This is a genomic window from Deltaproteobacteria bacterium (genome assembly GCA_003696105.1).
In the GTDB taxonomy this organism is placed as follows: domain Bacteria; phylum Myxococcota_A; class Polyangia; order Haliangiales; family J016; genus J016.
This window is the reverse complement of record RFGE01000205.1, coordinates 1-10868: the sequence shown is the minus strand read 5'-3', so window position 1 is coordinate 10868 and position 10868 is coordinate 1. Positions and strand designations below refer to the sequence as shown.

The window sequence follows — 10868 nt, the reverse complement described above, 5'->3', positions numbered from 1 at the left end:
TGCGCGCGGCGTGCGCGCGCGCGCTCGGCGACGCGGCGCGACACGGCTACGCGGGCCGGGCCGCGTATTGGGAGGTGGTCAAGCGGGTCGCGGACCGCGACGAGCGCGTGCGCGCGGCCGCGGCGTTCGCGTCCGCCGCGCTCGGCCGCGAGCGGTTCGCGCGCGAGCTGTTTCGGCTGCGCAAGGAGACGTCGCCCGTGGTGCTGGCCGCGCTGGCCGAGGGGTTGGCCTTCGTGCCGGGGCCGGAGGCGTTGGCGCGGCTGGTCGAGCTCGCCCGCCACGCCGACCCCGCGGTGCGCCGGGCGGCGATCGCTGCGCTGGGGAGCCGGCCCGAGGCCGACGCGCGCGCACTCCTGGCGGCGGCGATCGGCGACGACGATCCGGTCGTCCGCGCCCGGGCGGTCGGCGCCGTGGACGATCCCGACGCCTTGCGCGCCCTGCTCGGCGACGACGACGACCGCGTGCGGGCGGCCGCCGTCGCGCAACTCGTGGCGCGGGTCGGTCGCGCCGGGGCGGCGGCCGATGCCGCGGCGCTGCTGGCCGACGCCGCGTCGCCGGCGGAGCGCGCGGCGGTCGCCGGCGCATGGCTCGCGACCCGGCGGTGAGGCTGCCGCGGGCGCCGCGGCGCCGTCCGGACTATGCTCGCGATATGCGCACCGTGGCATGCTGGGCCGCGGCGGCGGCCGCATCGGTTGCCGTTGCATCCATGGCGTCGGCCGGACGTGCCGGGCGAGCGGTCGTGGTCGTCCGCGCGGAACCGGACATGGTGCGCATCCCGGCCGGGCCGTTCTGGATGGGCTTTCCCGACGATCCGGCGGCCCGCAGCGAGCTGCGCGCCGACTGCGTGCGCGAGTTTGGCGACGGCGCCCAGGAGACCGTCTGCACGGCGGACAACCTCGTCGGCAACGCGCGACCGCTGCGCGAGGTGTACCTGCCGGCGTACGACATCGACCGCTACGAGGTGACGGTCGGCGCGTACCGCGCGTGCGCGGCGGCCGGCTACTGCGACGTGGCGCCGCTGGTGACCGGCGACGGTCGCTTCGTCGCCGACGACCGGCTGCCGATCGTCTACGTGACCTGGCGCGACGCCGCCGACTACTGCGCCTGGGCCGGCAAGCGGTTGCCGACCGAGGCCGAGTGGGAAAAGGCCGCGCGCGGCGTCGACCGCCGCCCGCGCCCGTGGCCATGGGGGTATCACCGCCGCGACGACGGTTCGAACCACGGCGCGGTCGACCGGCACGCGGTGTGGCTTGCGTCGCGCTACGTCGCGGACGCGTCCGACGGCTTCACGGGGCCCGCGCCCGTCGGCGCGCTGCGGTGGAGCGCCAGCCCCTATGGCGTCTACGATCTCGCGGGCAACGTGTCCGAATGGGTCGCCGACTACTACGCGCCGACCTACGAGGCGCTGTCGCACATCGATCCGGCGGTGACGGCGCCGCCGGCGGTCGGGCCGCCGATGCGCGTCGTGCGCGGCGGCTCGTGGGCCGAGCCGAGACTGTTCGGTCGGACCTACCTGCGGCTGTATGCGGACGCCAACCACCGCGGATTCGACCGCGGGTTTCGGTGCGCTCGGGATGCTCGGTGATCGACGCCAGGGGTGGTCCGCCCGCGCGCGACGTGCTATGGAGGCAGCCGATGCGGTCTCGTACGGCTCGTTCGTGTGCGCTCGCGCTGTCCCTGGTTGCCCTGGCCGCCGCGCCGGCGTGCAAGCAGGGGGAGGGCCAGCGGTGTGAGATCGACTCCGACTGCGAGGACGGGCTCATCTGCTCGCCGGGACCCGGCGGCCAGAGCGTGTGCGTGCCGGACACGTCCGGAACGCCTGTCGACGCCGCCCCGAAGCCCATGCCGGACGCGAGCGCGGACGCGGCGCCGTCGGACGCGGCGCCGCCTGACGCGGGGGTGGACGCGGCGCCGCCCGATGCGGCACCACCCGACGCGGCGCCGCCCGACGCGGGCACGCCGGATGCGCAGGCCGCGGAGTAGCGGGGAGGCCGGCGCCCGGCCGCGCGGTTGAGCGGCGCGACGGCCGGGTGGTATGGTCTGTCCGGATTTGGCGCACATGTCGACGGCAACGGCGGTCGGGCTGGCCGCGGCGCTGGCCCTCGCGGCATGCAAGTTCGAGGAGCCGACCCGGTCGGACTTCCAGCGCGACCTGCCGTTTCCCGACGGAGGTCCGGTACTCGGCAGCCCGGGCGTGTGGCGGGCGACCGAGGTGTTCATCGACAAGCCGGACGGCCTCGTCGGGTTCCAGAACGTCATCTCGTCCGCGGTCGACTCGGACCACCTCAACCTGCTCGTCGTCGAGACCGCCGGCGATCTGGACGCCGACAGGTGGGCGGTGTCCATCGGTTCGGCGGAGCGGGTCGATGCGGGCACGTTCGCGTTCGACCCGACCTATCCGCCCGCCGCCACCACGGCGACCGTCGACGGCGCGCGCCGGTTCACGACGGACGCCCCGGTGGCGTTCGTGCTGCGGGTGTCGTTTCCGCTCGAGATTCCGGTGCCGCTGTCCGGCGCCCGCGTCGTTGCGACCGCATCCGCCAACGGCCTGCGGCTGTCCGACGGCCTGCTCACGGGCGTCATCGAAGGCGAGCGCGCGGCGGCCACGCTCATCGATCTGCAGGGCGACGGCGACCCGACCAACGATCAGCCGCTCGCAAACTTCCTCGGCGACCCGGACGTGGACACGGACGGCGACGGCACCGTGGACGACTTTTCCGCGCAGTTTGCGTTCTCGTCCGAGGCCGTGCTGCTGCAGGAGGCGACGCCGTGACCGCGCGCGCGTCGCTGGTCGCGGTCGCCGTCGCCGCGGCGCTCGCGGCCGGCTGTCGCGACAATCCGTTCGGCCGCCCGGCCACGTTCGCCGACGGCAGCGGCTTTCCGCCGGCGCTGCGCGGGTCGATCGCGCCGGCGCGCGCGTACGCGGGTGGCGCGCCGGTGGACCTGTACCTGTTGGGCGACGCGCCGGCGGTCGTCGCGGACGCGGTCGAGGTCGCCGGCCCGCCGCCGTGCGACGGCGTGGACGAAACCGGCGCGTTTGACCTCGATGCGTGCCAGGGGCCGCTGCTGCCCGCGCTGCCGGACGCGCCCGACTACACGCCGTTCGTGCGCCTTCGCGTCGCGACGGCCGGGGCTGACTATCCGCCGAACGGGGCCCGCGCTCCTGACGAGCTAGCGGACTTCGATCTCGTGCCGGCCGGCGGCGGCTCGGTGGCCGACCTCGCGATCGTCGACGCCGAGGCGAGCGTCGCCGACCCGGCCGGGCGCATCCCGCGCCGCGTCGGCTGGGTGGACGGGATTGCCGTCGTGTACCTCGAACTGGCCGGCGACCTGCCGGTGGATGCCGGCGGCGCGGTCGCGCCGATGGACCTGCTGGTGCCCGCCGGCTGGTCGGCCCGCTCGGGCGCCGCGGTCGCGAGTGCGCGCGCCGGCGAGCCGGGCTATTCGACCCGGTGTCGCGTGGTGTACTTTGCGGTACCCGACGACTTCCAGGCCGGCGACGTCACCGACGCCGCCGACATCCCCGAAGCCGACCGCACCGTCCCCGAGCCGGAGGAGTACGTCCATTGCGCCGTGCCGTGATCGCCGCCGCATGCGCCGCGGCGGTCGGCCTCGCGCCGGCCGCGCGCGCCGGCAAGGGCCGCCAGACCGGGCGGATCGAGGGGACCGTCGAAATCGACGGCGGCGACCCCGCGATCGGGGCGACCGTCACCGTCACCGGTGACGCGCTCGTGTCGGGGGCCGAGTCGGCGCTCACCGACCACCGGGGCCACTTCCTCGTGCTCGACCTCCCGCCGGGGCGTTACGACGTGTCGGTCGACGCTCCCGGCATCGGTCGCGCATACGCATTCGACGTGGACGTCGACGTCGGTCGGACCACGCGCGTCGCCCTGCGCGTCGTGCCGGAGGCGACCGAGACGATCGTCATCGAAGGGACGCGGCCGCCGATCGACACGACGCGCAGCGCGCTGTCCGACAACCTGGACGAGGACTTCTTCCGCAACTTGCCGGTGGACCGGCGCTCGTTCGACGGACTGCTTCAGACGCTGCCGGGCGCGGGCGCGGGGCCGCTCGGTTTCACGACGTTCCGCGGCGGTTCGTGGATCGACAACCAGATCCTCATCGACGGCATCAACTATTCGGATCCGCTCACCAACAGCATTTTTTCGCGGTTCGACTTCCACTCGCTCGCGGCGGTCGAGGTGATGTCCGGCGGCGCCGAGGCCGACTACGGCGAGGCGATGGGGGGCGTCGTCAACATGGTCACCAAATCCGGCGGCAATACGCACGAACTCGGGTTGCGCACGTCCTTCATTCCCGAGGAACTGACCGCGGCCCATCCCGGGCAGGAGGCGTCGAGCCAGTACGAACTCAACGTCAACGCGCGCGGTCCCATCGTCAAGAACGCCCTGACCTACTTTTCCAGCGCGACCTACGAGGTCGACTTCCTGCCGCTGCCGCAGATCGAAGGTGTCGAGGTCGCCGACGGGCGCCTCACCAACACGGCGCTCGGATTCACCAAGTTCGATTGGCAGCCGCGGAAACGCCACAAGGTGACGCTGCATCTGTCCGGGTTCTGGGAGGACCGCCAGAACGACGAGGTCGAGGAGATCGCGCTGGCCGAGGCGCAGACCCGCACGCAGTCGGGCGGCGTCACGTCGGGGCTGAGTTACAAGTGGTTCGGCCAGCGCGGCTTCGTCGAAGCGTCGACCGGCCTGTACTTTCACGACCAGTCGTCGTTTCCGATGTCGGAGGACTACGAGACCCCGGCCGTGGTCGACCAGGACACCGGAATCGTGTCGGGCAACGGCAACGACTTGTTGCACCTGCGCAACCTGCGGTGGCAGGTGCAGACCAGCGGCACGCGGTTCGTCGACACCGGCTGGGGCGAGCACGAACTCAAGGCAGGCGTCGAGTTGGCCGCGATGGCGGTCGTGTTCGAGCAGGCGTTTCCAGGCAACGAGATCGTCTATACCGCCGGTGGCCCGTGCGATCCGGAGCAGGGCGTGTTCGACGGCTGTGACTTCGCCGAGCGCACCGGCCGACAGCTCGACGACGGCACGCTCGAGCCCGGCGCGTTTGCCAAGCACATCCAGGGGCTCAAGGCGGGCCTGTACGCGCGGGACTCGTGGCAGCTCGGCCGCGTGCGGCTCAACGGCGGGTGGCGCGTCGACCTCGGCCGCATCTACGGCGGCGGCGACCGGCTCGCCGCGTTCAACGGTTGGCTCGGCCCGCGGCTGGGCGTCATCTGGGACGTGACTGGCCGCGGGAGTACGGTCGTGCGCGCGAGCGCCGGCCGCACGTACCAGACCGGCATGCTCGGGTTGCCGCTGTTCTTCGGCGAGTCGCTGCGCCGCGACGCCTACGCGTTCAACCCGGCGACGGGGCAGTTCGACACGTACCTGGCGCAGCGGTCGACCGGCGGCGATACCGGCGGCCGTCTCGACGGGACGGCGAAGCCGCCGCCGCGGTCGGACGAAGTATCGCTCAGCATCGAGCAGGCGCTGTTGCCGGCGCTGTCGGCGCGGCTCACCGGCATCTACCGGCTCCAGTCGCACATCTACAGCAGCGTCGAGTCCAACCTCGTGTGGAACGAGACCGGCTCGGCCGTGATCGGCTTCCGCGACGGCATGCCGCGCGCCCGGTTCGTCCTCGACACCGACGAAGACTACTTCCGCGAGTACGCGGCGGTCGAACTCGCACTGCGCGGGCACGTGAGCCGCACCGGTTTCGTCATGGCGAGCTACACGTTGTCGCGGTTGTACGGCACCAGTGAACTCGACGAGATCACTGACACCCAGTTCGTGATTCCGTACGTGATCAACAATCCGCGCCAGCGCCAGTTCCTGTACGGCCCGCTCGAGTCGGATCGCCGCCATGTCGTCAAGCTCGGCTTCACGTATGCGTACCCGAAGTGGAACGCCGTGTTCGGGTCCATCTTCCGCTATTCGAGCGGCGCGCCCTACAGCCGGCTGTACTACAACTCGTTTCTCAACGGCTATTTCGACCGCCGCGCGCCGCGCGGCATCGACCCGGGCAATCTCAACGATCCGACCGACGACCGCGAACTGCGCGGCGACGCGATCGTCGACTGGGATCTATTCGGCTCGTGGCGCGTGCCGTGGCGCGGCAGCGCCGACGACCTCGCGATTGAGGTCGCGGTGTTCAACCTGCTCAACCGCGACGCCGCCACCGCCGTCGAGCAGCGCAACGTGCCGACGTTCGGCCAGCCGCTGCAGCGCCAGCGCCCGCTTCGCGTGAGCGTCGGCCTCAGCGTTCGCTATTGACCTTGTTGCCCGCGGCGACCGTCGGCCGCGGCCGGCGGTCAGTCGAGCGGCTTGAACTCGAGCGCGACGATTTCGAACTCGCGGCGGCCGCCCGGCGTGTTGACGACGGCGGTGTCGCCGACCGATTTGCCGATCAGCGCGCGCGCAACCGGCGCGGAGATCGAGATCAGCCCCGCCTTGATGTCCGACTCGTCGTCGCCCACGATCGTGTAGACGACCTCGTCGCCCGTATCGGCGTCTTCCAGCGTGACGGTAGCGCCGAACACGACGCGGTCGCCGCTGAGCTTGGCCGGATCGATGACCTCCGCCAGGGCGATTTTCGTCTCGAGTTCGCGGATGCGCGCCTCGATCATGCCCTGTTCCTCCTTGGCCGCATCGTAGTCGGCGTTCTCGGACAGGTCGCCGTGGCCGCGGGCGACCTCGATCGCGCGCGCGTTGGCGGGACGGTCGACCTCCTTGAGCTTCTTGAGTTCGGCCTTCAACCGCGCGTGACAGCGCGGCGTCATCGGAAACTTGTCTGCCATGTCGTACCTCCGTCGGTTACGAAAGGCTGTGATAGCGCTGAAGCGGCGCGACCCCGAGCCCCGGCGATCGCTGGACCGCAATCGCTTCGACGCCGGCGCGCGCCGCGCGGATGGTCGTAAAGTACGCCAGCTTATTGACGAGCGCGGCTCGGCGCAAGGACCGCGAATCGACGACGGCCTGCTCGCCCTCGGTCGTGTTCACCACGAGGTCGATCTCGCCGTTTTCCATCGCGTCGACGCAGTGGGGAGATCCCTCGAGCACCTTGTTGATGGCGCGGACCTCGATGCCGTGCTCGCGCAGATGGCGCGCGGTGCCGCGGGTGGCGACCAACTCGAATCCGAGGGCTGCGAGGCGGCGCGCGATGTCGACGCCTGCCGGCTTGTCGGCGTCCTTGAGCGACAGAAACGCGGTGCCGCGATCCGGCAGGGCGTTGCCGGCGGCGATCTGTGCCTTGGCGAACGCCATCGCGAACGTGCGATCGATGCCCATCACCTCGCCGGTCGATCGCATCTCTGGGCCGAGCAGCGTGTCGACGCCGCCGAACTTGACGAAGGGGAACACCGACTCCTTTACGGATACGTGGTCGAGCGCGGCGACCTCGGCGACGCCCAACTCGGCGAGCGTGCGGCCGACCATGACCTTGGTCGCGATCTTGGCCAGCGGCACGCCGGTCGCCTTGGACACGAACGGGACCGTGCGCGATGCACGCGGGTTGACCTCGATGACGTAGATGTCGTCGCCCTGCACCGCGAACTGGACGTTCATCAGGCCGACGACCCCGAGTTCGGCCGCCATCGCGCGCGCCTGCCGGCCGAGTTCCGCGACGACGTCCGGCCCGAGCGAGTAGGGGGGCAGCGCGCACGCGGAGTCGCCGCTGTGGATGCCGGTTTCCTCGATGTGCTCCATGACGCCGCCGATCATGGCCGCGCCGGTGCGGTCGGCGACGAGGTCGACGTCGAGTTCGACCGCGTCGGCGAGGAACTGGTCGATCAAGATCGGCGCATCCTGGACGTCGGGAATCTCCGCCAGCGCGCGCGCAAAGTAGCTGTCCAGGCCGCGATCGTCGTAGACGCGCTCCATCGCGCGGCCGCCGAGCACGTACGACGGCCGGACCATCACCGGGTAGCCGATGTCGCGCGCGACGCGGCGGGCTTCGTCGACGGTCGTGGCGGTGCCCCACGCGGGCGCCTTGAGCCCGAGGGCGCGCAGCATGTCACCGAAGCGCTGGCGGTCCTCCGCGCGGTCGATGGCGTCGGCCGAGGTGCCCAGCAGCGGCACGCCGGCGCGGGCCAGCGGCACCGCGAGCTTCAGCGGAGTCTGGCCGCCGAACTGTACGATGACGCCGGTGGGCCGCTCGGTGTCGACGATTGCGAGCACGTCTTCAAGGGTGAGCGGTTCGAAGTACAACCGATCGGACGTGTCGTAGTCGGTCGACACGGTCTCGGGATTGCAGTTGACCATGATGGTTTCGTAGCCTTCGTCGGCCAACGCCATCACGGCATGTACGCAGCAATAGTCAAACTCGATGCCCTGGCCGATCCGGTTGGGACCGCCACCGAGCACGATGACCTTGCTTCGGTCGGTCGGCTGTGCCTCGCACTCGTCTTCGTAGGTCGAGTACAGGTACGGCGTGTGGGCCTCGAACTCGGCGGCGCACGTATCGACGCGCTTGTACACCGGGCGGACGCCGTCGGCGAGTCGCGCGGCGCGCACGTCGTCCTCGGTCGCGTCGCCGGCGAGCGCCGCGATGTGGCGGTCGCTCATGCCCATGCGCTTGAGTTCGCGCAGTCGCGGCCGGATCGCGGCCAGAGAGCCGGCACGCGCGACGTCGACCTCGGCGAGCGCGACCTCGCGCAGGTGGTGCAGAAACCACGGGTCGATGTGCGAGAGCTGGTGTGCTTCCTCGACGGACATGCCGGCCTGGAACGCGCGCGCCGTATAGTAGATGCGGTCGGGGCCGAGTTCGGCGACGCGGCGCCGCAGCTCGTCGAGCGATTCGGTGCCGGGGCCGAAGCCGTAGCGGCCCAGCTCGAGGGACCGCACGGCCTTGCCGAGCGCTTCCTTGAACGTTCGCCCGATCGCCATCGCCTCGCCGACGGACTTCATCTGCATGCCGAGCACGGGGGCGGCGCCGGGGAACTTCTCGAACGCGAATCGCGGCATCTTGACGACGACGTAGTCGATCGTCGGCTCGAACGACGCGGGCGTCACGCGCGTGATGTCGTTGCGCAGTTCGTCGAGCGAATAGCCGACCGCGAGCTTCGCGGCGAGTTTGGCGATCGGAAAACCGGTCGCCTTGGACGCCAGCGCCGACGACCGCGACACGCGCGGGTTCATCTCGATGACGATCTGCTCGCCGGTGCGCGGGTCGACCGCGAATTGGATGTTGGAGCCGCCCGTGTCGACGCCGATCTCGCGGATGATCGCCAGCGCTGCATCGCGCATGCGCTGGTACTCCTTGTCGGTAAGCGTCATCGCCGGCGCCACCGTGATGGAGTCGCCGGTGTGAATGCCCATCGGGTCGAAGTTTTCGATTGAGCAGATGATGACGACGTTGTCGTTTCGGTCGCGCATCACCTCGAGCTCGTATTCCTTCCAGCCGAGGACGGACTGCTCGAGCAAAATCTCGCGCCGCGGGCTTTGGTCGAGTCCCCATTCGACCAGCTCGTCGAACTCACTCGGGTCGTACGCGATGGCGGCGCCGGCGCCGCCCATGGTGAACGACGGGCGCAGGATCGCGGGGAAGCCGATGTCGTCGACGTGCGCCCTCGCTTCGTCCAGCGAGTGGACGTAGACGGACCGCGCGACCTTGATGCCGATGGCCTCCATCGCGCGCTTGAACTGCTCGCGGTCCTCGGCCTTTTCGATCGCCTCGACGCTGGCGCCGATCAACTCGACGCCGTGGCGGGCGAGCACGCCGGCGCGCGCGGCGTCCACCGCGAGGTTGAGCGCGGTCTGGCCGCCGAGCGTGGGCAACAACGCGTCCGGTTTCTCGGCGGCGATCACCTGGTCGAGCACGTCGACGGTCAGCGGCTCGATGTACGTCGCGTCGGCGAACTCCGGGTCGGTCATGATCGTCGCCGGGTTGCTGTTGATCAGGACGACCCGATAGCCCTCCTCGCGCAGCGCCTTGCACGCCTGGGTGCCCGAGTAGTCGAACTCGCAGGCCTGGCCGATCACGATCGGCCCGGATCCGACGATGAGGATGGTCTCGAGGTCTTCGCGCTTGGGCATCAGGCCTTGACGAGCTTCTCGTGGTGAACCTTGTATCCAGCCAGCACGCCGTCGCACAGCTCGGCGAGCTCGTGCTTGCGCGCGCCGACGTCCATCGCGTTGTCGGCGAGGATCTCGGCGATGCGCAGCTTGAGCCGCTTGCTCTCTTCCTCCTCGTCGAGCAGGCGGTCCAGCAGCGGTTCGGCGCCCGACTCGTGCGGGTGCAGCGCGATGGCCTCGGCGGCGGAAAATCTGACGTTTTCGTCGTGGTCGGCCAGATAGGGGGCGACCCGCGCCACCACCGCGGCGTCGTCCGCATCCCGGTAGTCGGCGAGCCAGTCGATGATCTGGATCCGGCGGCTCGGGTCGCGGGTGTAGCCCGGCTCCTCGGTCGCGAGCAGCTCGTCGACCACGCGCAGCGCGGTGTCCGGGTCGGCGATGTGCTCGAGCACGCGCAGCGGATAGGCGACCGACTGCGCCTCCTTCATGTAGCGGGTCAGTGGCGCGAGCGCGGCCTCGCCCGCGGCGACGAGGACCTCGTAGACCCACTGCTTTTCCTGTTCGTCCTCGATGGTCTTGTCGTAGTTGAACGAGAACCGGCGGGCGAGCGCGTACAGCGCCTCGTCGGTGCCGGCGGCGCGCAGCTTCTCCATCGCCGCCATGCGGTCCGGGTGCTGCGCGTACTTGTTGACGACCTTGTCCATCGCTCGCTTCAGCGAGCGCTCCTTGGAAAACAGACCGAACACCATGGCGCTCGCGGTAGCAAGCCATCATCGACGCCCAGCGTCAAGCCGCGCGGGCGCTGCGTGCACGGGGCAAGGCGATCGGAGCCGCCCGGGCGCT

Annotated in this window: 8 protein-coding genes; 5 read left to right on the top strand and 3 right to left on the bottom strand. The window is 70.8% G+C overall.

Annotated features, from left to right (window positions below; genetic code table 11):
* The 5 genes from D6689_13810 to D6689_13790 form a co-directional block, all read left to right on the top strand.
* Positions 1 to 605 (top strand): HEAT repeat domain-containing protein (locus D6689_13810; protein ID RMH40448.1); only part of this gene is annotated, 605 nt, incomplete at its 5' end.
* On the top strand, positions 584 to 1585 hold the full coding sequence (locus D6689_13805) for a hypothetical protein (protein ID RMH40447.1): 1002 nt from the start codon (positions 584 to 586) through the stop codon (positions 1583 to 1585). The genes D6689_13810 and D6689_13805, both read left to right, overlap by 22 nt.
* 50 nt (positions 1586 to 1635) lie before the next feature.
* Positions 1636 to 1983: a hypothetical protein gene (locus tag D6689_13800; protein ID RMH40446.1), complete on the top strand. Its 348-nt coding sequence runs from the start codon at positions 1636 to 1638 to the stop codon at positions 1981 to 1983.
* A 67-nt stretch (positions 1984 to 2050) separates the two neighbouring features.
* Positions 2051 to 2773: a hypothetical protein gene (locus tag D6689_13795; GenBank protein ID RMH40445.1), complete on the top strand. Its 723-nt coding sequence runs from the start codon at positions 2051 to 2053 to the stop codon at positions 2771 to 2773.
* A 679-nt stretch (positions 2774 to 3452) separates the two neighbouring features.
* Entirely contained in the window at positions 3453 to 6287 is a 2835-nt protein-coding gene (locus tag D6689_13790) for a TonB-dependent receptor (GenBank protein RMH40444.1), read from the top strand.
* A gap of 38 nt (positions 6288 to 6325) precedes the next feature.
* On the opposite strand, the gene greA is transcribed toward D6689_13790, so the two are convergent.
* The 3 genes from greA to D6689_13775 are packed head-to-tail and all read right to left on the bottom strand — an operon-like array spanning position 6326 to position 10774.
* The gene (gene greA / locus D6689_13785; GenBank protein ID RMH40443.1) at positions 6326 to 6811 is read right to left on the bottom strand and encodes a transcription elongation factor GreA; all 486 of its coding nucleotides are present in this window, start codon (positions 6809 to 6811) and stop codon (positions 6326 to 6328) included.
* Positions 6812 to 6827: 16 nt separating this feature from the next.
* Positions 6828 to 10046 carry a carbamoyl-phosphate synthase large subunit gene (locus tag D6689_13780; protein ID RMH40442.1) on the bottom strand — a complete coding sequence of 1073 codons (3219 nt, stop codon included), beginning with the start codon at positions 10044 to 10046 and terminating at the stop codon, positions 6828 to 6830.
* On the bottom strand, positions 10046 to 10774 hold the full coding sequence (locus tag D6689_13775; GenBank protein ID RMH40441.1) for a hypothetical protein: 729 nt from the start codon (positions 10772 to 10774) through the stop codon (positions 10046 to 10048). Before D6689_13775 ends, D6689_13780 begins: the two co-directional genes overlap by 1 nt.
* Positions 10775 to 10868: the final 94 nt, after the last annotated feature.